Source organism: Bacillus cereus group sp. BfR-BA-01330 (assembly GCF_022663885.1).
GTDB lineage: Bacteria > Bacillota > Bacilli > Bacillales > Bacillaceae_G > Bacillus_A > Bacillus_A cereus.
Genome location: NZ_JAKUGK010000001.1, coordinates 519,483 through 539,908, shown reverse-complemented (window position 1 = coordinate 539,908; position 20,426 = coordinate 519,483). Strand labels below are relative to the sequence as shown.

The following is a 20,426-nucleotide window of genomic DNA, read 5'->3' as shown; positions in this document are numbered from 1 at the left end:
AACTAAGGGGTTTAAGTGACCTTATATGGTATAACAGAAATCGGTTTATCCGATCAATTAAATATTACAAAAGTAGCAGCGACCTCGTTAATTAATCAATTTAAACAACAATTACCCAACTTTTTAAGATGGGAAGCTGAAACACATAGAGAAGTTTTAACCAATGGTTATGTAAAAGATTTTTTTGGTAGAAAAAGACGTTTTAAAGAAACAATATTAAAAGCTACCAATTCTTCCACCTTTAAGAACAAAAATTCAGATTGGAGATTAGAGAAAATAAAACGGCAAAGTTGTAACTTTAAAATACAAGGAACTTCTGCAACGCAAGTAAAAAAAGCCATGGTAAATTTATTTTATCCCACCCGGCCAGATGGTACAAAATGCTTAGATAGAGATGAATGGCTACAGGAGAATTACAAATCTATACTTGAAGAGCATGATATACACATCGTATTACAGATACATGATGAATTAATCTTTGATGTACCACAAAATGTTTCCCAAGACGTTTTAAAAGAAATTTCAAATATTATGCTAAACGCCATTCCTTCTACCCATTTAGGAGTGACATTCCATTCGGATATTCATACCTCTCCATATTGGGGTGGTACATTTTCAATTGAGGAAATTAAAAAGTTTTCTAATAGGGATTTAGATCTGAACAGATTATTTCATCAACAATTTAAACAGAAAATAAACAACTTCCTGAATTCAACGTTTTAGGTGAATTTAATAGAAAATGAATTAAACATTATAATTGCCACTTTGATTAAATGAGATAATAAAAAAACGTACACTTCTGTACGTTTTTTTATCTTTTTAGCTCCTAATTATCTATACAAAAAATTGAAATACCATTTCAACTTCTGCCTCATTTGTATATTCAACCCTAGGCATGGTGCTCGGATTACCATCAATAGCTAACGATAACGGTGCAATACTAACCATTGGTGTAGGTGTTGTTAATAAAACCTTACATGCAGTTACCCATTCTACGCCATATTTCTGACGTGCCGAATCACTTAATTTCACATCAATTCTAGAAATATTTCCAAAGTTCGTTACTGACTCCCCTGTTTGCCTATTGAACCCTTTAACCGCAATACCATTACGTAACGAGTCATACGATACAATATACTTCTCTGATGCAATTGTAAGGATTTTATACGGCATTGCGCTCTTAACAAATTCAAATACATTTGGTCGTTTGTCGGGCTTTCTAGTACTCATCTCAAATACTTTAATTAACTCAATATCTTTAAGTGATAATTGTCTCTTTTTACCTCCGCAATTGCTTGCTGTATCATATGGTACAGGAGCTATATCATGAGATAATTCACCTGGAATATCAATACAATTAAAGCATCTTTCAATAGATTCTATAATTGTAACAAAGTTTAATAATTCAAAATCTATATTTGTACGTTCTAATTCATATAATTTTTGTTCAAGCATCTCTAATTCTATTTCCAAACGACATTTTGTAATAGAGGAACAATCTGAACTAGCTATATCATCTCTCATACGCTGCATAGCATCTTCAATAGCTAAGATTTCCTCATACAAATCTCCAAATCTAATTGTCATTATCACTTCCTCCTCACTTTTTTTTCGGAGCCTTAGTAGGATCTAATGTCCAAGTGATCCAATCGCTTACATCTTTTAAAGAGCTTACATGGAAGTACTCTCTACACTGTCTAAAGAAAGGAATGATAGGACTATTCCAATTCCCTGGCCCTATTTTCCCAGGTCCTTTTCTTCCTGGAAGAACTGTATATATAGTTTTCATAGGTACTAACGCATAACGATTAAATACTTTAAGGCTATTTAGCTTCCCGTCAACCTGATCGTATGTAACTTCTTTATACAGGCGATGTGAAGGTTCGCTACTGCCCTCTAACTTTTGTCTATCATCTGATACAAGAATAAGAGAATTCTCTACGGGTTTACCATTTATTACACTTTTATCTATCACTTGATCAATCGAATGATAAATTGCAGACATACCAGATTCAGGGAAATCCGATCCTCGATTAAATGTTAGCGTACTAATATCAGAAAATGCTTGTGCTAATCCTTGTACATCTACACTTTTATTCAGTAGAATTTTCCAAAAGTTCGGCCTATTCTTTCCTGCTCTGTCTGTAGGATCAGCATAGGCTACTAATGATACTTTACATGGGATTTTAGCAGCTTTAGCATAACGCTCGATTTCATTTGCTGTGGCAACTAATAAGTTTCTAACACGACCTCCAGGTTCAAGGCCCCCTCCTTCAAACATAGATTCAGAAATATCTACAACGAAAATAATATTAACCCCTGTGACTGTAACGGGTGGTACCCATGGATCCGGTTTTGGATAAGGTAAAACTTGTGGTTTTCGTGCATAAGAAGGTCTTACGCACTCCCTTATACATTCCCTAATTTTATACATTAATGTATCCAAGTTTTCACCAGATTCAAGTCCTGATTCCATGATTACTTCACGTATAGCTTCTAATTCATCTACATATTGCCGTAAAGCATCTACTGAGTATGGATGGCTATGTGCCATACCCTTACGCAAATCTTTAATCATTTTATCTATTTCTTTAACATATCTCATAATACTTTTGAGTTTAGGCATATCGATTGTAACCTCCTAACCAAATATAGTAAGCCCATTATAGGAAAAGGTGTGTCAAATGACACACCTTTGTGGTATTACCTTTTCAAGTTTCTTCTCAATTTAAGGCATCTTTTTCTAATACTTCCTCTTCAGCCTCCATTTGGCTTGCTAATTTACTAGCCTCAATAAATTCCTGAATTTCTTGCTTAGGAGTAAATCCAACTTTCTTTTCAATATTTTTACCATCTTTCATAAACAGAAGCGTTGGAATCGTACTAACTTCACACAATTTAGTGATATCTAAAAATTGATCAGCGTTAACTTGAATAAATTTAATATCGTCAATTTCTTTTGACAATTCCTTAATATCCTGTGCAATCATTTTACAGGGGCCACACCAAGTAGTATAAAAATAAACTAAAACAAACCCTTCTACTATCTTTTCTTTAAATTCTTCAACTGTATTAATTTCAAACATTTTATTCCTACCTCCTGTAAAGTATTTATAAGGAAGAACGCTAATAAATCCTTTATACTGTATATTAATATAAAATAATCATATATTTGCATACATTTATGTCTACTTAATTTCCACCACAGCCGCATCCAACCTTACGAGCTACCGTATATGTATTACCGTCATTCCACTCTTGAGAAATATTTAATGCATTACGAGCAGAACTAGCCCAAACTTCTTTTTCTACATATTTTCCTTCTGCATCATGACCAGAAACCATATATTTTCGCTTGCCTAACAAATTAACCCTCTCCTTAATTACTTTTATAGAAATTACCTAAATGCTCAAAGCGAGGAACTTTTACTCCGCATACCTCAATATCCGCCATAAAAGTACTCTGAGGTTCAATCCAAGTATTCCCTTTAGCATCTTCATAAATTACCATTTCTTCATCAGTTCCTGTTTGTTTTCCCTTACCAGTAACGAGATAAATTCCACCCTTATAATATCTATAGATTTTAACTTTTTTATTATCCATATCTCCTCAACCTAAACATAATCCTCATATAAATTTATTTAATAATTTCCTTCATTTCTTTTAACCAATTTACTAAAACCATTTCTATTTCCTGCAAACGTCTTATAGAAGTACTTTCAGTCATTCTTTTAGATGCTTTATTGCAAATATAGAGACGTTCTTTTTCAATATCAAATACCAAAGAAAGATGGTAATCTTGTAAACCAAGTGAAGTGGAATCATATCTTACCATTCGTTTAATGGAATGCTCGATATGTATCTCCTTTAACTTACTAGCGAGGTTTTCTCTATGCTTTTTCCACTGATCCGTTGTAAATGTATTTAATAGCATATTAAATTATCACCAACCTTAAAATCATATCCTCTAAATCTCATTTATTAACTACACTAAAATTGCTGAATCATAGTCCCCTGATACAATATAATTAATCCCTGAATCATTATGAATTTTAATTATAATCACTTCGTTAATTTGATGATTTATAAACGATCCATAAGGTACCTCAATATCTTTCATTGCATCTATAACATTTTGAATCTCTTTATTCTTAACTTTCATTGCATTTTCTATTTTGCTGCTACTATTAGAAAAATGTAATGGATACTGTAAGTTTTGCTCCGTTACATTTTTTACATTTAGTTGTTTCACTAAATATTTCACATAATCTTCTGCTTTTTTAAGCCGATTCTCCATATTACGATAGTTCTTTTCCAGCTCCGCAATATAAAGATTTCTACTCATATCTGCTTCATTATTAGAATTTGATTCAGAAGTATTCTTAGCCTTTTTATTCAATTGACTTTTTTCCTCATTGTTATCTCTTACTTGCAAATGTTGTACCTCAAGCAAATCTAAATGTTTCAAAGCATTATTTTCACCTTGATCTAATTCTTTTTTTATTGTCTTTTGCAAGTAATTAAACCATTGGACTAACCATGTGTTATCAATGTCACCATGAATAATTTTGTTTTGTTCTTCCATAGAAAAATCCATGTCACAAATTCTAGCAAGTCCGGAATTAATGTCGATACTAATGGACAAATTTTCGCCACTTTGAATTAACTGTACTAATCGACTAATTTTCTTAGATAATTCCATATCGTTTACCTCTCCTATTTCGTACTGGTATTATAGTAGTCGATATATATATCAATTTAGTTGCGAGTTTTTTTATATCCAATTTAAATATTAAATTTGCTATAATACCTGTACTTCCTTATGAAAAATAATGTACTATGTTTTTACATTCACATTAAAAAATCTTAAGTAGTCGATAATTCATCTAATGGTTTATATTGAAATGCATTAGATTTTTCAGACTCTTTACCCTCTAAATTAATTGCCGTCATTTCAATTACAGATACTTTATCATTAAAAATGTTATGATCTAATTTAGCAGGTGAATGCTCAACACCTGTTAAAACTAATACATCATTTACAAAAATGTTATAACTCTCACTATCAGGTGACGTACTATAATCAAATCTAACTTCTACTCCGCTTTCCATATTATCCACAGAAGTAATAGCTGGTGGTTCAGGAGCTTCATTTCCTACGACTGTAATTGGTACTAATACTTCATGCACCCCATTTGTAATGACTATATCTGTTGTTCCTCCGCTAAGGCCTGTTACAATTCCTTCAGGGCTCACCTTTGCTATATATTTATCTTTGACAGAATAAGTAGTGCCTGTACTCGCCCAATATACATAAATTAACCAGTTATCACCAACTTCTTCTTTACCATCTGTTTGGAAAGTAATCCCTAAATAGTCACCTTTTAAATTTACAATTCGATATTCATTTCGTTTATTCGTTGCTATAACTTGTAACCCTTGTGTTTCTCTATCATCACCCACACCAAAACCATTGGTAGTCTTTACAATTTCAACTATTCGTTCTTCAAATTTATAATTACTAATGTCTACCGCTGTAATTAAACCTTTATTATTATATAAATTATCTATATCTTTAAATAACATAGCCGGACGAAGTTCAGCAGTAACATTCTTTGTAATCCCATCACTAGTTAATGCTTCTACATTCAACTGAACTTGATCACCAGTGTTGAGATTTAAATGCTTGTGGGAAACCATTAGAAAAGCTGTTGATGATAAAGGCTCGAATTCTGTATTAAGAAAAGCATCTACTTTCTTCTGGTACTTCTTTAGAGAGTCCTCTAAAACTAACTTTGCTTCTCTATAGGAAGTCTCAATTAATGCAGAACTTACCTCATCTCTCTTTTGCTCTAAAATACCTAACTTTTTTAAAATTTCTTTTGCCCTCATATTTCATCCTCCCTCTTGTATCGCATTCATTATAAGGATTTACAAAATTTTTTATTTAATTTTTTGTAGAATAATTCTAGCCTTTTGTATAGTCATATTGTTTAACTTCCCAAAAGAAAAGTCCTTCATATTCAAATCTATAAAGTAAATTTTCAATGATGCTGCCTTGTTCATTATTATTTTTTAAATGCAGGATGTTCTTGAATACTTCTTGTTGCTTTAGAAACATCTTCTTTCAACTCAGTTGTATCTAGAGAGATATCTTTAGCTAAGCTAACTAACATGGTCATATATTCAACTTCTGCAAAGGATATGATAGAATTTTCACCTTTAGCATTTTTACGAATTATAGTAGTACCATTTTCTTGCCATTCCTTAAACTTACTTTGAAAAAAAACATCTGCTTCCTCTAAGCTAAGACCTTCAGTTAATTCTTGTGTCTCACTCTTTAACTTTTTTACTAATTTATCCTCCAACCAATCAACTTTCTTTGAATTTCCACTTTTAAAATAAAAGACTGCAGAAACATTAAATTTATTTATTTTCATATTTAAATTCCTCCTAGATTATAATCTTTCATCTACACCTGATCTTACTCTAAAGCTTCAATAGATTAATTAGTTTGATATGGAATTTATCCTTACAGTTATATATTTATAGTCGTTTTACTTAACTAGAATGTTGCGAACTTATTTCCTAATAATTAAGAACGAGCCAATATCATGAGAAGCATCTATAGGTATTGATATAGTTCCTTTAATATAAGAATTACTTGATTTACGAATTGAAATACTTCCCTCTAATCGCGATGCACTTGCTACATAAATAGAACTTTTTATCTCTTCAAACATACTCATTCTAATAATAGCTGTTCCACTAAGAGTATAGCTCGCATACTGTCTTGTTAAAATTGTAGACAGTATTTGTGACATATCAGGGTATACCACTAAAATATTGCTATGAATCTCCATAAATTTATAATAAGTACCATCTGCAAATGGTTCCGTATTTAATACTTTTCCAATTAATAAATCGTATGCTGAGCCGCCAATCAAATTAATATCATGATGTTTCTTTGTATCCATGTGCTCAAATACTAATACAGTACGATTATTAGAAAAATCATATACCCCACCTAATTTACAAAACACAGGAATGTTATTATCTCGAAAGATAGTTGTAATCATTTCAGGAAGTTCACTTTCAAATTGCTCATGATAAGTTTTATATTCCCCTGTCTTTAATATGACATTGTATACTATTCCATCAATCTTAATTTCTAAGTTTTCATCTAAAATAGAAATAACATCCTCCAATTTTTTATCACAATATATTCTATAACCATGCGGAGTCAATGCCACTTTCTTCACCTCCTAAGAAAATCCAACTTTTAACAGCTTTATTGCTCTTTAAAAAGTTTTCTTTGCTTTTAGTTTTGTTTAACTGAAATTTAGTTTGAATAAAACAGAATCATTACTCCTCCTTTTTCATAGTAGCTATCGAAATATCCCTAATAATAGTTGTTAGATTTTAAAAATCTAATATAAAATAGTTTTTTCTAACCTCTAATTCCATACTTACAAGTAATCTCCATCTGTTCACTTAATACATCTATATTTTCTTCCCGTTTTAGATCATTCTACTTTTTCCGTCGCAACCTATTAACTTCTCATAACGACAGTTAGTATGCAGATTCAACAAATAGGAGGATTTAAAAATGAAAAAAAACAAGTTACTAAAGACATTATATTTCAATTCAAATACTTTAAATTGGGGCCCATACTTTGATTCATTACATCCACCTTATTTCTTAAAATTAACCAACAGTTTTTTCTTCGTTAATAGAGTTGGGGTGAATTAAAGTGCCTTCCCAAAGATATATTGACCTTAGAGAAGATAATTTACCTGACTTACATAACAATGTGTTATTGAAAGCTTGCCAAGAGGATCCTGATTTACTCTCTGAACTTTTATATGAAAATAAAGAATTTCTCTTCTCAATCATTGCTCACTACAAAGGAAGCATTGAATCCCTGAAAAACAAATTTAACGTGGATGAAGAAGAGTTACTTCAACACGCTTATATAGCTGTCATTACAGCAATTAGAGATTTTGATTTTAATAAAGGAATTAAGTTTACTACTTATATTTATCGGCCAATTATATGGGAAGTTAACCAATTACTCTATAATGATTCTAGACTTGTACGCTTAAGTCGAAGTGCAGTAGATCTACTTAAACAAATGGAGAAAGTTGAAAATGAACTAGGTTATTTTCCAAAAGCTGAAGAATTAGCAAAATTACTTGATGTTACTGTAGAGCGCATTGAAAATGTTCTTCGATTCGCTTCAGAATTAACCTCTTTAAATTCACTTGAAAGCTTTGAACCCGAGGATTACTCAATAGGTTATGAAAGTAAAGTAATGGATAAAATCTATGTAGAAAATCTACTTAAAAACTCCGATTTATCCGAATTTGAAACTCAAGTGATCAATCTTATTATGGATGGTAACAATAACTCACAGATAGCAAAAAAATTAAATGTTTATCCAATGACAGTTAATCGTGCTTTAAACCGTATAAAGAATAAATTAGATAACAACTTTGAGTCAAAACGATTGTCCAAATATGAAAGTGAAATTGGACTAATTGCAGAAGAAATGATCGAATTAAACTGTATAATGAATATAGAACAACTCAAAGATTTATTAGATGTATGTGGTTACAATATAAGCAAGTATAGCTCTCGAGTTTTATATTATATTCGTCAACAAGCTATAAGCCGCTTAGATCAAAACCTATCTGAATGCAATGATTTCTCGCAATAAAACGTAATTAAAAAAGTATATAACATTAAATGACAGAAGATTAAAACTATAAAACTTATTAAAAAATCATTTTAGTTATATATAAAAATAAGCAGATTCTTTAAATAAAGAATCTGCTTATTTATTAAATTTCTTGAATCCACATACCATAGTTAGGAAGAGCTAATTTTAATTTATTAAATGTTTCATCAACCCATGATTTAGTATTAAAATCTCCTACTATAATTCGATAATTATCATTTCCTAAATTCTCCTCCCACAAACCATAACCAGGTAGAATTTCTTTTACTCTATTCATTGTGGCATCCTTCCACTCAGACGTATTAAAGTCACCAAGGTAGATACGATAAAACGTTTTGTTCTCCTCTTCTCCCAAGAACCATTTAAGAGATTTGTCACCATTCAAACGGTTAACATCACAATTCCCAATTCCAGATACATACCCACCTGTTGTATTGTCTGCATATTGCCATAAATCACAACTATATTTCGGCTTATTTCCATAGCGTGGAACCCATAAAAAATCAGCTTTTACATTACTTAACCCATATTTTTCATACATATGATGGCTTACATATAAACCAACTTTCCACCCTTCCGCTTTACATGTATCAATAAATGCTTGAGATGCTGCAGCTAATTTACTTGGTCCACAACTTGCGAGTGTATCATCTTCTACATCTAACACTAAGAATCTAGCATTTGGACTAACTCGTGCCATAAAATCTTTTGCTTCCACAATTGCATCATTAACACTTACATAACACCCATATGCATATGCTGCATGTGGGACGCCATATGCTTCTAATTTTTGTACATGCTGATTATACAATTTATCACGTTTCAATGAACCATATTGAACACGACAAATAGCAAGATCTAGGTTTTTCGCCGCCACAGCCCAATTAATATTATCATTCCATTTTGAAATATCAACAATATATCCCATACTTTAACCCCATCCTTTTTTAACGTAAAATATCAAATTTTTTCAAAAATCCATTCGCATAATTCGCTCCTCTACTTGCCAATAATCCTGCAGATATAATGGATATATATTTTCCATATCCATTCAAGTCAAAGAAGTTTAAATTAAAAGCAAATGCTAAAGAAATACCTACAAAAATAGATAACAGATACGTGAAACGATCTTGAATAGTTCTATTAGGTATCATGTTTTTTAGAATCTCTGTAAGAGATTCTGTTAGAATTGCTAAAATCACTAACAATGCTCCATTCTCTAGCATTGACTGTAAAAGATCATTCATTTTCTATTCCTCCAATTTAAAATAGTGCATACCAAGTTTGCATGCCAACTACACCATCAATAGATAAGAAACTAGAATTACGCTGATACTCTTTAACCTTTTCTTCTGTTTCCTTACCAAATACACCATCAACACTCAATTTTAATGTTCTTTGAATCGCCTCTATATTCCGTCCCCTATCGCCTCGTTTTATAGACTTTCCTGGATATGGTCGAACAGGAGGGCTCCTCATATACTCTTCTAGTTCTAAGTTGATGTAATTCTTGCCTAATTGAGGTGAACCTGGCTCGATTAAAATACTTTGTCCTTCATACAATGCATGGATGTCCAGTTCTGGATTTAATTTTTTTAAACAATCTGCTTTTATACCAAATTGTGTGGTTAAAGACTGAAGTGTATCAGTTGCACGTATTGTATATAACTTTCCATTTTTGACCGATACCTGTTTAGCTATCATATTGGTTTCCTTTGTACAACTTTCAAACTCGTCTACTACATCCATAATGAATTGATTAAAGCTTTTACCTACAAATTCTAGTCCTTTAGCGGGATCACTTCTCAGCTTAGAATCTAGTACATCATGCCCTATAATATCTCGGCGAGGATTTAGTCCAAACTTATAACAAATATAAGCATGCAGCCAAACATAGCGCTTATACGAATCTACCTTATCAATTTTTTCACCGTAGCATAATTCCACTCCGATGGCAGCATTATTAGCACATGTATCATATACTGCATTACTAGTATTAACATCATAAATTACATGAAAGGCATATTCTGGTTCATGTGTCACAGCAGGTACACACTCAATAATTTGTTTATCATCTACGAGAAAATGTACCGCAGTATTTGATTGATTCTGTGTACGTTGATAATAATCTACACTTTCTCTTGCTGTTAAGTTTGGATGCTCTATATCATGCGCAACAATAAATTGAACATAAATACGATTACCAGGACGCTTGGTTGATCCTTCATCCAGATAATCCGTTTCAATTTCAAATTTTTTCTTAAACCCCACATCAAGACCTCCTCATGCCTGAATAAAATGAAGAACATCAATCTCGTATTGCAACACTTGATTTGCATTATTATAAGGAGAATATTTAATGGTTTAACATTTACTTAGAATAATAAATATATTTAATATAAAAACAGATAGAGGTAGTCCTTGCCTTTCAAATAACTAATTATTCTGAATGCATTTTCCAGGAGTCACCTTATTCCGCAATACTATTGCGTCTCCTTTGTACCTCTTCTTTTAATTCTCTATTCGCAGTGGTTAATTCATGCACTTGCGTTTCCAGACTCTCATTACGAGCCGTTAATTGTCTTACTTGTACTTCTAATTGAAGGTTCGCTTTTGTTAATCTAGCAACCTCAAGAGTTAGTTCTTTCACCTGATTTTGATATGTTAACATCATATCTTTGAGTTCAATTCGAAACTGTCTTTCGTCATCAGATAAAGAATGACGGTTAGTACTGGTATCGATACTGGTGTTAGAAGTTGGTTTGTTCTTAGAAGTTAAGTAACCAAAACCTCCTGTAATAAACATGCCTAATACAGAAGCAATTGCAGAAATTAAACTATCTTTCATTAACCGTCACCTACTTTCATCAGCTTAAGATAGAGACCTGCGGCCATAAGTGCCCAAACAAAATAACTTGTACCTGTTGTAGCACTATCACTTAACCATAAGGAAACGGAAACAAATGTCCAAAATCCAATAGAAATTAACAATCCAATACTTCTAATAATCTTATTATCTGTAGCCACCCCATATAATAAGAAGAAAGATATAAATAAGCATTGCATGCCCCATAACTGTTCCGGCATAACTTGCTCCATAGTACTGTAAACAGAATTTTTAAATGTAGCAATGGGAGATAACAATAGAACTGCCCACCACAGTGCTATACTGATCAAACCAATTTCAACAAGATTGTATTTTCTCTGTTTAGGCATATATAATAGCCTCCTACTTTTAGAAATTCTCCCACCTTAGACATAACTTAATGTGAATTATTACAAGGTAAAGAGATGTTACACATGGAATACACTCAAAATTTTTATCTCCATATATTGTCAGAGATAAAACGTATTCCTATTTCATTTATCCTTATAACTTAAGGCAGTTATCACTTTCTATCATTGAGTCTTATCTAGCTTCTTACGTAGAATAGTTAAAACAATTTCATGTCACTATACATAAAACTAACTTTCTACATTGGAAATATTTACGCTATTAAATAATTTAAGTGAAAAATTTATATATTCCCTCTAACATTACTCAAAAATAAAAAGATAACACTTTTCTTAGAGAAACACTATCTACAACACAACACGTTAAGAAAAGTTACTTTAATTAAACCATTGAAAGTTCTTTAGAAAATGAAAATTGATTTTTACAGCAAAATCATAAGAATTTATAGGACTTATATATTTATAAATTTATTATCTTATTCAATAGAAATTATAAGAATTTAATCATAAAAAATAGCCTACCCAGTGAAATGGTAGACTACTTTTCTCTTTTACATTATATAAGCATAAGGATATGCTGTTACAACCTCAATACTACTCTCTAAATTGCTAACACGCTTAATTAAAGCTGTTACCGATATCTGTGATTCATCACTTTGTCTTACAAAGAAATTGTAAGCTTGTAAGTCACTTTTATCAGACTGTCTAACAGCTACTGTTCCAAGTTTATCATATACAGCTGATCGTCTTACTGCAATTGTACTGCTTAAATCTTCCTTATCACTCTGCCTTATAATAACCGTGGAATTTACACTGTAATGTTCAAATACTTCAACTAAACCAACAAGATTACTATTCGAAGACTGTCTTACGGTAATTTCACCATTAAGTAAACCACCATCTGTTTGAGAATCACCCCATACTCGTACAGTAGCGTTCCCGAACAAATTAAAATGATCATAGCAAGCTATTTCACAAGCTAAATCTGCTAAGGCAATTTGTCTTGCAGCAATCTCGGAAGGTAAATCACTAACTTGTTTAGCTTGAATAAATCCATTTAATCCGATTTCAGCACTTCGTCTAATACTAATACTTGATTCTTGATTCTGGTTATCCCATATTCGAACAGCTATTGTTCCATCTAGTTGTCCGCCATCAAGCCAGGAGTCACCCCATACCCTTACTACAATAGAGTTTTCTAGTATCACTGCACCAGTTTGTCTTATTCTAATAGAAGAGGCTAAATCTCTATACCGTGGCTTACTAGCAGTAATGCTAGAGAACAAGTTAACCCAAGGCCTTACATACCCCTTAATCGGAAGCCTATCTTCAGTATTTCGTTTAACTCTTACATAACCTCTAAAATCTATATGACCTATAGCTCTTACAGTGAGTTCTGAATAGAAGTTACCTGAATTTATTTCAAATATACTGTCTAAATCTGAGCTTCTTCTTACTCGCGCATTTAACATGGAAACCAGATTTTTTTGCGCATTAATAGGAATCGTAATAAACGATTGTAAATTACCTGAGTTTACTGTTACAATACCTGGAGCATCATACATCATACGTAGATTAATTGAAGAAGGAATTTCCTCCCACCCACCTAGCGGAATATGAATAGTCGCAGGAAGATTGTTCTCATTATTTTGTCTTACAATTACATGGCCATTTAATAAAGATTTCTCCCAAACATTAATGTACGTTTTTAAATTAGGATTTCCTATGTTACCATAACCTTTTAAATCCACCCTATACTTAACGTACATTTCAGAATGTTGATCGGTACATTCTTCAACCCTAATTCCAATTGTACTATCTAATTCAACTCGCTCTTTAACATCTAAACTACCAGGCAACTCAAAACTACGTGTGATTTCAAATTCCATGAGTAGATTATTTTGCAAGTCAGTATCATTAGACCATACTCTTATATCAAAATTAGAAATGAGATCATCCCTATAAAGAACATAAACACTAGAGACTTTATTATTTTCAGTAATACTCATAGTAGAGGCTATTTGCCCACCATTAACTATAGGGTTCCCCCATACGCGAGCGGTAATATTAGTGTTCAAATCATTTCTATAAAGAACATAAATACTCGAACGTTTTTCTATTTCATTGGCACGAATATAACCATCAAGGTCAGATGCACCTATTGTTTTAATAGCTATTTTTGCAAGAATTTCACTAAAATCTTTTTGTCTAGATACAATACTACCTATAATTTGTGGATGGTTAATCCAAATTCGGGATTCTAACTCCCTAGGTTGATGAATATGTAAACTAGATGATAGATTACCAAATCCTTTATTATCTCTAACAAGAATGTTACCAATTAAATCTTTTACCTTATTCTGAATAATTGTGATTTCTGCTGAAATATACGCATGATCATCAGAATATATCTGCATGTCATAGTATGTAACTTCTAACTCTGGTCTTCGCTCGATTGCTTCTTTTGTATAAAATCCTCTAGATAAATTTTCGGACTCTTCTACTGCCCGCACTAAGAAACCAAGGTTAGGTTTTTCATATATATGCCACTGCTTAACTAACTGCGTAACATCAAACTCTACGTATCCAGCTGCTCCACCTATTACTCTAGTTACAGAAAATCCATCTATTGCAGCTTGAGGTTGGTTAGCCCACGTTACACCTGTTTCATTCCATTGACTATTACTTTCAATGACCTGAACAGACTGAGAACCTTGTCCTCTCCCATCATAATACAGTCGTAAAATAGCTTTACCTATTTCAGTATTTACTGTAGGTATTGTTGAAATATCAAATCCCACAAGGGAACGATATTTCTCAGGAAACGGTGATCCAGTCCTACCTATATACATCTGTGTTTCTGAACCATAGTTTAATTTCGGGAAAAACTCACGAACAAATGCATCCTTATTCGGATACAGTTTTATATTAAACTTTGGCCTTTCCATCATGCCATAACTAGCCCTTAATACGAATGGCTTAGAGACAAACAATTTACATTGTAAATTTTCAGTTACTCTAATCGATAACTCAGATGATAACCACTCAAAATAAATAGGCGCTATTTCATAGGTAGCCATCATACTGTTTTTCAAATTAATGAACATGTCTCCATATAATTCATTCCACTCTTTAATCCCTAAATCCATAGGTAAATCTGCTATAAAGATTGGAGAAATTTCATAACTGGCAGACATTATTCCTTTTACAGCTACCGTTAAGGTACCATCGAGCTCTGAAAGACTAGTAATAGTAATTTTTGAAACCAAATCATCTATAATAATCCCAGACATACCATACTGTGCTCTTATGGATGAACGGGTCGTCACGTTAATGGTAGAGAGAAGTTCCTGTACAGCTCTTACAGTAAGATTTGCAGGGAAATCTCTAATGGTAATACCATCTATTCCATAGGTTACTCTTAGATATGAATTAGTAGAAATGTGTATACTTGATTCCAAGTTATTCGTACCCATTACAAAAATCTCGGAATAAAGATCACTATAATACGAAGGCTCAGTAAAATATGTAGCCCTTACTAATCTATCTACATTTATATTAACTCCAATATTGGAAGGTAAATCTTTAAAATATGTTACAGAAATGGCACCTTTAAAATCATGATATGAAGCTTTGTCCGTTTCATACTTAGCAGACAAATGAATTTCTTTCATATTCACTATAATGTTTGATTTTAAATGTGCAGGATAAGTCAATACATTTACTTCAGAAAGTAAACTTGAAATATATTGTTTATCAATCTCATAATGACCTACTAATTTGGCATAAGGGTTAATAGATATATTTGAAAATAGATTATTATGTGTACATACTCTAATTTCTGATTTTAAATCGCTAGATCCATAACCCTCCATATTATATTCAGAACGCATATAACTGATAGGATTGATATTTAATATACATCTTAAATCTTTTTGGAAATGTGTAACACTAATTGTAGCAACTAAATCTTCTTCTCCAAATTTATCAATCTCATAGTTAGCGGCTATTCTAATACTTGGATTAATTATAATAGAACTTATCATATCTTCAGGTTTCATAATATCTATGAAGCCTTTTAAATTTTGACTATCTACTTTGGCTGTCTCATATTTCGCTATTGCTCGCGACATTATGCTTACATTTAAGGTAGCTGCTATCTCATCACGCCATAATACTAATCCCTTAGAAGATAGTTCACTTTTATTGTCGGTAATAAGAAAACCTGCATTGTAACTATTCGTTACCTCATTCCAACTAAGTGCCCTTTGATATATTCTAAACGTTGCTATATTCCCTTCAAAATAACTATTATTTGCTGTTGATGATTTACCTAATACTAATGGGGCTGTTGTATTAATATATTCCCCCAATACAGGTAAGCTAAAGCCCTGCGGAGCTGCATTGATCATACCCCATAAGCGTTCTCCATCATACAGTAAAGTTATGTGTTGCCAAGCCTTTACGTTAACTTCAGCAAAAACAAAAGACATTTTCTTGGTTTCTGTCGTTATTTGAACCCGAATTTCACGCGTATCTAAGTCAAAATAAAGTGAAAACCCTCGTTCACTCCCCGCACCATAAGATGCGATATAACCTGACTTAACTGGTTTGACCCAAGTTTCAAAAGTAAAACCTGAGTCTGTTGGCAGTAATTCCAAATGATTAGGGATTACCACATAATTGTTAAGGCCGTTAAAGTAAAGTGAATAAGGGTCCGTAGGTATATTCATACCTGTCCAAGTCTTATCTTGCGAGAAGTTAAAATTTATCAAACTTCCGTTATGCCCTTTTCTTGATAAATCAAACCAAGAATTAACAGGGATTGTATTTACACCCTGTGAGTAACCTTGGTTAGCTAACGCAGAGTGTAAATGTAAGGTCAGTCCCTTTAACGGATATGCCATTCTAATCACATCCAATCCCATTGTATTGAGATGAAAAGCTCATTAAGCAGGACTTGCTTTTGCCTTCATATCAAATGTACCACCCTCTGTAACTGTAACTTCGGACAAGAACCTAATATAAAACTGTCTAGCGTCTCCAATAGGTATAGTTCCAGGAAAAGGTATTTCATCTATAGGTACAAAAGGATTGTTTGATAAACTTAGTTGGACTGTAATACCTGGTTTTATTGTAGGTGGATCGACCCACACATTCATATCTTTAACAGGAAAATCAGCATTATTCTGCACCCATACTGGATAAGCCTCAGAGGTACTACCCGCTACCAAAGTTCCATATTCTAAATATCGTAAAATATTACCTGCTTCATCAGTATAGTACAGGCCTATTTCATTTCTAAAACCTAAAATCGGAAGTTTTGGTGGGATATGTTTAATTAATACCGGATCTCCTTCTCGATTCTTTTCATCAAATGCCCAAATATTCACGAAGTCGTAGGCACCGTAAGTGGAAGAATGTCGAATTTCTGGTGTATATTTGGCTTCAAGTGTATTATAAGAGCCTGCACTAGTTTTATTTCTATCATAGAAACTATTATCAAGAATCCATTCACCGATGAAATATCCAGAAGATGGAGTTTCCCCATAGGTATAATCCCATGTCCAATACGATAAAGTTGACGCTCTAGCATAGCCTGTGATAATAACTCTAGAAATTGTTACTCCCCATACTCCCGATTGACCTGTTGTATTAGAATTATAATATTGCTCTTTTCTGCAATGAATTCCACCAATAATACCTGAACTGTTAGATGCATTCGCCATATTAGCGTGAACAACACAATCTTGTATCTTGATACTTTGACTTGATTTACTGTAATAGGGGATATAAGGAATATTACCTACAATTCCTCCCATATACCCGGAAACTTGATCAAAGATACCTGATACTGTACATTTTGAAATTAAAGCTGTCCTATTGGTAGTTCCAACAATTCCTCCAAAATATCCACTTTGTTGCTGCATAGGTGCATCGAAAAGACAGTTTTCAATAGTGGTACCATCATTCATAGTGCCCACCATTCCTCCTGACCCGTTTCCATTTCCTCCTTTAGCAAAGACTTTGTAATTAAATGCGTTAAACATCTTTACACTTACATTAAGTAATTTAGAATAACTGGACATTTTCCCTACTACAATTCCTGATTCATTTCCGACTTCCATGTCAACATCGATAATAATAAGATTTTTTATAATAGCATAACTAGATAATTCATAAAATAGCCCAACATTACTAGCTGAACGTCTATATATATAAAGGTTACCTATAGCCTTATTATTCCCATCAAAAGTACCTTCAAAAACATTAGCCCACCAGCCATTATTATAATTACTCATCCCCATTCCAATTGGCAGCCAACCAGAACCCGACTTGGGATAGTTCAATATAATATCATTTTCCATACGAAAATGTTTATCCGCGAAATGACGGACCTGTTCTAAATCAAATTGATTATAAATTAGGAAGGGATCATTTGAAGTACCTTTACCTTTTCTATACTTAATAAACTTCCTATTCTCAGGATATCCTTTATTAACTTTATAATCACCAATATACCAAAAATTCTGATAATCAAACGAGTATGAAGAAGCTTTTTTCATGTCTGCTTCATTAAGTGCATTGCCTCTACCTTTAGCTACTCCGCCTTGTTTCGTAAGATTGTAATAGCAAGTATATATGCTGCTTCCTGAACCTACAAATCCCCCATGACTTGAAGCATTTTTAGCAACTGTTAAATCAGTAACAGAACCTGTTGAGAAACATTGAGATACAGATCCACCATTAACAGTCCCTACAAAACCACCACAGTTATTACCTGAAGACATCACATCAGCATGACTGTAGCTTCTAAAGATACTCCCTGCATTTTGGTAGCCAACTAAACCTCCTGTATGACCAGCAGAGCTCCCCTCATTTTTAACTGTTCCCGAAATTACGGCACAATCTTCAACATCTCCATCAGACTTTCCTACTAAAGCACCAACCATTGATCCGTTGGCTACAATATTTACGTTAACTAATCGAACACGCTTAATAGTTCCCCCGGTTTGTTCACCAAACAAACCAACATTAGATTGGGAACGATTAATATATAAATCTTTAATATCATATCCCGCACCATCATAGTAACCTTTAAAGCTAGTAATTGGAGCAAAACCAGAACCAGTTTGATAACTAGTCATAATAATATCCTTTGTTTGAGTGTAGTAAGCACCTAAGTTACTCCGGACATTATTTAAATCCTTTTCATCCTCAACTATATAGGGACTAGACTGTGTTCCCCCTCCACCAGAAAAATGGTCAACATATATATATGTCTTACCTTTTTCTTTTACAAAGTATGGTCTTTCTTGATTCTTTTCTGTCTTTTGTTCAATAAAGACAATTAAAGGATTTCCATCTTCGTCCGGATCAGTAGCAATAAATACTTTATCGTAGTCATCTTGTGGTAAAATAATAACGCCACTTGTTTCAGATGCCCCGTCTACCCAAGTAAATTCCCTCGGCAAAACAATACCTGCTTCAGAGATTAAATTAGATAAATCGCGAACTCGTTCACGACTTCGTACAGAAATACCTTTCGGATCATCTGTATCTAAAATAATTTCACTGTCCAGATGAACTTCTTGAAATGTTGAATATACTAGATTTAAATCTTCATCACTTACTACATTTTCAATATCACACCATTCATTTTCTACTAAGATTTGAACTGGTATATTAAATGTTTTTAAGTGAACTTTCTTATCTATAACTTCTATTGTGTAGTTTCGAATCGTTTCAGTATCTTTTACTACACTCCCATCCATGTTATAAGATGTACCATAAAGGGTATTTAGAAGTTGTTCTCTTGTTAACTTTATTGAATGATCCAATTCAATTCACCACCTATATTAGGTTCAAGAGGCGCTTTAGTTTCAAAAGCTACTCGTCCATTTTTTACTACAATCAATTTTCCATCTAATTTCTGATCAGCTACCATTCGTATATTAATCATGGCAGGTTGGTTAAGTGGAAGTTTTACAATGGGTTTAAAATGAAAGTTAATACCCTCTACATTAATATTCGTTTTATAACCCAAGCTGTAATGAGTGATGCGATTCGATAGCATTCCGTTTCCCTGATAACCAGCCACAAGTCCTGATGCTTCTGCATCTTTAAATGTGATAATATCGTTAATGTCATACTTAAAATCACCATTTAAAGGTATAGTTTTTCCATCAAACTCATAAAAGAACTGAATGCGATGACCTGCTATACTGAAAATACCATCACGTTCAAAATAAATTTTATTACCATGACCAATTAATCCGAACCGGAAAAGCTTATTTCTATCAATCTTATAAAAGCTATTCTCTTCTTTTGTATTAAAATCAAATTCTGGGAGATGAGTACCGTCAGGATACTCAGCCACCCAGATAAAATCCTGTGCCACAGGAGAATGTGTATATTTATCATTTTGTAAAATCAATTTGCTTCCCCCT

General features: G+C 32.8%; 20 protein-coding genes. 2 read left to right on the top strand and 18 right to left on the bottom strand.

Annotated features, from left to right (window positions below):
• The first annotated feature begins 15 nt into the window (after positions 1-15).
• Positions 16-723 (top strand): DNA polymerase, encoded by a 708-nt coding sequence (locus MR112_RS02845; RefSeq protein WP_242244768.1) that lies wholly within the window; start codon positions 16-18, stop codon positions 721-723.
• A 111-nt stretch (positions 724-834) separates the two neighbouring features.
• Here the strand turns inward: MR112_RS02845 and MR112_RS02840 are convergent, their stop codons facing one another.
• The 10 genes from MR112_RS02840 to MR112_RS02795 all read right to left on the bottom strand — a co-directional run bounded on the left by MR112_RS02840 (position 835) and on the right by MR112_RS02795 (position 7,254).
• Positions 835-1,587, bottom strand: a complete 753-nt coding sequence (locus MR112_RS02840; RefSeq protein WP_046392595.1) for a hypothetical protein — start codon at positions 1,585-1,587, stop codon at positions 835-837.
• Positions 1,588-1,600: 13 nt separating this feature from the next.
• Positions 1,601-2,626: a vWA domain-containing protein gene (locus tag MR112_RS02835; protein WP_242244767.1), complete on the bottom strand. Its 1,026-nt coding sequence runs from the start codon at positions 2,624-2,626 to the stop codon at positions 1,601-1,603.
• 97 nt (positions 2,627-2,723) lie between these two features.
• Positions 2,724-3,086 (bottom strand): thioredoxin family protein, encoded by a 363-nt coding sequence (locus tag MR112_RS02830; protein ID WP_242244766.1) that lies wholly within the window; start codon positions 3,084-3,086, stop codon positions 2,724-2,726.
• A gap of 106 nt (positions 3,087-3,192) precedes the next feature.
• A complete protein-coding gene (locus tag MR112_RS02825) occupies positions 3,193-3,366 on the bottom strand; it encodes a hypothetical protein (protein ID WP_000900867.1) in 174 nt (57 codons plus the stop codon).
• A 13-nt stretch (positions 3,367-3,379) separates the two neighbouring features.
• Positions 3,380-3,604 (bottom strand): DUF1653 domain-containing protein, encoded by a 225-nt coding sequence (locus MR112_RS02820; protein WP_000369000.1) that lies wholly within the window; start codon positions 3,602-3,604, stop codon positions 3,380-3,382.
• A gap of 34 nt (positions 3,605-3,638) precedes the next feature.
• Entirely contained in the window at positions 3,639-3,935 is a 297-nt protein-coding gene (locus MR112_RS02815; protein ID WP_046392594.1) for a hypothetical protein, read from the bottom strand.
• A gap of 51 nt (positions 3,936-3,986) precedes the next feature.
• Positions 3,987-4,703 (bottom strand): hypothetical protein, encoded by a 717-nt coding sequence (locus tag MR112_RS02810; protein WP_046392593.1) that lies wholly within the window; start codon positions 4,701-4,703, stop codon positions 3,987-3,989.
• Between the two features lie 164 nt (positions 4,704-4,867).
• Positions 4,868-5,893, bottom strand: a complete 1,026-nt coding sequence (locus tag MR112_RS02805; protein WP_242244765.1) for a hypothetical protein — start codon at positions 5,891-5,893, stop codon at positions 4,868-4,870.
• Between the two features lie 176 nt (positions 5,894-6,069).
• Positions 6,070-6,441, bottom strand: coding sequence for a hypothetical protein (locus tag MR112_RS02800; RefSeq protein WP_046392591.1), 372 nt, complete (start codon positions 6,439-6,441; stop codon positions 6,070-6,072).
• A gap of 141 nt (positions 6,442-6,582) precedes the next feature.
• Positions 6,583-7,254 (bottom strand): hypothetical protein, encoded by a 672-nt coding sequence (locus tag MR112_RS02795; RefSeq protein WP_046392590.1) that lies wholly within the window; start codon positions 7,252-7,254, stop codon positions 6,583-6,585.
• A 501-nt stretch (positions 7,255-7,755) separates the two neighbouring features.
• Here MR112_RS02795 and MR112_RS02790 point away from each other — a divergent pair.
• The gene (locus MR112_RS02790; protein WP_046392589.1) at positions 7,756-8,721 is read left to right on the top strand and encodes a sigma-70 family RNA polymerase sigma factor; all 966 of its coding nucleotides are present in this window, start codon (positions 7,756-7,758) and stop codon (positions 8,719-8,721) included.
• A gap of 124 nt (positions 8,722-8,845) precedes the next feature.
• Here MR112_RS02790 and MR112_RS02785 read toward each other — a convergent pair whose 3' ends face one another.
• The 8 genes from MR112_RS02785 to MR112_RS02750 form a co-directional block, all read right to left on the bottom strand.
• The gene (locus tag MR112_RS02785; RefSeq protein ID WP_242244764.1) at positions 8,846-9,670 is read right to left on the bottom strand and encodes a GH25 family lysozyme; all 825 of its coding nucleotides are present in this window, start codon (positions 9,668-9,670) and stop codon (positions 8,846-8,848) included.
• 19 nt (positions 9,671-9,689) lie between these two features.
• Positions 9,690-9,989 carry a hypothetical protein gene (locus tag MR112_RS02780; RefSeq protein WP_000998963.1) on the bottom strand — a complete coding sequence of 100 codons (300 nt, stop codon included), beginning with the start codon at positions 9,987-9,989 and terminating at the stop codon, positions 9,690-9,692.
• 16 nt (positions 9,990-10,005) lie between these two features.
• A complete protein-coding gene (locus tag MR112_RS02775) occupies positions 10,006-11,013 on the bottom strand; it encodes an N-acetylmuramoyl-L-alanine amidase (RefSeq protein ID WP_242244763.1) in 1,008 nt (335 codons plus the stop codon).
• Between the two features lie 199 nt (positions 11,014-11,212).
• Positions 11,213-11,590 (bottom strand): hypothetical protein, encoded by a 378-nt coding sequence (locus MR112_RS02770; protein WP_000655295.1) that lies wholly within the window; start codon positions 11,588-11,590, stop codon positions 11,213-11,215.
• Positions 11,590-11,958, bottom strand: a complete 369-nt coding sequence (locus MR112_RS02765; RefSeq protein ID WP_046392586.1) for a hypothetical protein — start codon at positions 11,956-11,958, stop codon at positions 11,590-11,592. The genes MR112_RS02770 and MR112_RS02765 overlap by 1 nt, the downstream gene beginning before the upstream one ends.
• A gap of 569 nt (positions 11,959-12,527) precedes the next feature.
• Positions 12,528-16,883, bottom strand: a complete 4,356-nt coding sequence (locus tag MR112_RS02760; RefSeq protein ID WP_242244762.1) for a DNRLRE domain-containing protein — start codon at positions 16,881-16,883, stop codon at positions 12,528-12,530.
• Between the two features lie 42 nt (positions 16,884-16,925).
• Complete coding sequence (locus MR112_RS02755; RefSeq protein ID WP_242244761.1) at positions 16,926-19,817, bottom strand: halomucin; 2,892 nt, start codon at positions 19,815-19,817, stop codon at positions 16,926-16,928.
• Positions 19,802-20,413 (bottom strand): hypothetical protein, encoded by a 612-nt coding sequence (locus tag MR112_RS02750; protein ID WP_242244760.1) that lies wholly within the window; start codon positions 20,411-20,413, stop codon positions 19,802-19,804. Before MR112_RS02750 ends, MR112_RS02755 begins: the two co-directional genes overlap by 16 nt.
• Positions 20,414-20,426 lie beyond the last annotated feature (13 nt).

Bases quoted from the DNA above. Each gene is read 5' to 3' on its own strand.
- MR112_RS02805 (WP_242244765.1), bottom strand. From the start codon at position 5,893: ATGAGGGCAAAAGAAATTTTAAAAAAGTTAGGTATTTTAGAGCAAAAG.
- MR112_RS02765 (WP_046392586.1), bottom strand. From the start codon at position 11,958: ATGCCTAAACAGAGAAAATACAATCTTGTTGAAATTGGTTTGATCAGT.
- MR112_RS02770 (WP_000655295.1), bottom strand. From the start codon at position 11,590: ATGAAAGATAGTTTAATTTCTGCAATTGCTTCTGTATTAGGCATGTTT.
- MR112_RS02800 (WP_046392591.1), bottom strand. From the start codon at position 6,441: ATGAAAATAAATAAATTTAATGTTTCTGCAGTCTTTTATTTTAAAAGT.
- MR112_RS02780 (WP_000998963.1), bottom strand. From the start codon at position 9,989: ATGAATGATCTTTTACAGTCAATGCTAGAGAATGGAGCATTGTTAGTG.
- MR112_RS02760 (WP_242244762.1), bottom strand. From the start codon at position 16,883: ATGGCATATCCGTTAAAGGGACTGACCTTACATTTACACTCTGCGTTA.
- MR112_RS02785 (WP_242244764.1), bottom strand. From the start codon at position 9,670: ATGGGATATATTGTTGATATTTCAAAATGGAATGATAATATTAATTGG.
- MR112_RS02815 (WP_046392594.1), bottom strand. From the start codon at position 3,935: ATGCTATTAAATACATTTACAACGGATCAGTGGAAAAAGCATAGAGAA.
- MR112_RS02820 (WP_000369000.1), bottom strand. From the start codon at position 3,604: ATGGATAATAAAAAAGTTAAAATCTATAGATATTATAAGGGTGGAATT.
- MR112_RS02810 (WP_046392593.1), bottom strand. From the start codon at position 4,703: ATGGAATTATCTAAGAAAATTAGTCGATTAGTACAGTTAATTCAAAGT.
- MR112_RS02840 (WP_046392595.1), bottom strand. From the start codon at position 1,587: ATGACAATTAGATTTGGAGATTTGTATGAGGAAATCTTAGCTATTGAA.
- MR112_RS02835 (WP_242244767.1), bottom strand. From the start codon at position 2,626: ATGCCTAAACTCAAAAGTATTATGAGATATGTTAAAGAAATAGATAAA.
- MR112_RS02830 (WP_242244766.1), bottom strand. From the start codon at position 3,086: ATGTTTGAAATTAATACAGTTGAAGAATTTAAAGAAAAGATAGTAGAA.